The sequence below is a fragment of the Pedococcus sp. P1_H8 genome, assembly GCF_056405175.1.
On sequence record NZ_JBFUCP010000302.1, the window covers coordinates 1 to 416 of the forward strand.

At 68.0% G+C, this 416-nt stretch carries 1 protein-coding gene; it reads left to right on the forward strand.

Going from position 1 to position 416, the window contains the following annotated elements; genetic code table 11:
* Positions 1 to 71: 71 nt before the first annotated feature.
* The coding region (locus tag AC1DYG_RS20115; RefSeq protein WP_477641606.1) for a CHC2 zinc finger domain-containing protein at positions 72 to 416 on the forward strand (345 nt) is incomplete at its 3' end.

A 416-nucleotide genomic window follows, 5' to 3' on the forward strand; every position in this document is an offset into this window, starting at 1 on the left:
ATCCTAAGGTGTGCGTCACGGATCGACCCTGAGCTGACGGGGTGTGGCGGCGCAGGCCCTAGACTGGCCCAGTGGCGGGCCGAATTTCTGAACGAGACATCGCGGCCATTCGCGACCGGGTACACATCGAAGACATCGTGGGGGAGTACGTCGCGCTCAAGCGCAGCGGCGGCGACTCGATGAAGGGCCTGTGCCCGTTCCACGACGAGAAGTCGCCCTCCTTCCACGCCCGGCCCAACCACGGGACCTACCACTGCTTCGGCTGCGGCGAGGGCGGCGACGTCTACTCGTTCCTGCAGAAGATCGAGCACGTCTCCTTCGTCGAGGCCGTCGAGCAGCTGGCGGACCGGGTCGGCTACACCATCTCCTACGAGGGCGGCGGGCCGTCGGTGCAGCGCGACCGCGGCACCCGGGCC